This is a genomic window from Streptococcus sp. HMSC077F03 (genome assembly GCF_001812375.1).
Classification (GTDB): Bacteria; Bacillota; Bacilli; order Lactobacillales; family Streptococcaceae; genus Streptococcus; species Streptococcus oralis_S.
In genome coordinates, this window is sequence record NZ_KV808809.1 from 1 (window position 1) to 260 (window position 260).

Annotated in this window: 1 protein-coding gene; it reads right to left on the bottom strand. The window is 50.0% G+C overall.

Going from position 1 to position 260, the window contains the following annotated elements:
- Positions 1 to 260 (bottom strand): DUF1542 domain-containing protein (locus HMPREF2853_RS09570; protein ID WP_148131414.1); only part of this gene is annotated, 260 nt, incomplete at both ends.

Consider the following 260-nt stretch of genomic DNA (forward strand, 5'->3'; position numbering starts at 1 on the left):
TGGCTTGATCAACTTCTGAGTTTGTCGTCGCAACGTCGATGTTCTTCTTAGCCTCGTCTGCCTTAGCTTTGGCATCGGCTTTCGCTGCAGCTTTCTCTTCATCCGTCAAATCGGTGCGTGAATCAATCGCTGCTTCCTTAGCTTTCAGCGCATCATCGATTGCTTGCTTGGCTGCTGGCTTACTTTGCGCGGTTGGCTCCACTCCATTGACCTCAGTTGTTCCATCAGTCTTGGCTTGATCAACTTCTGAGTTTGTCGTC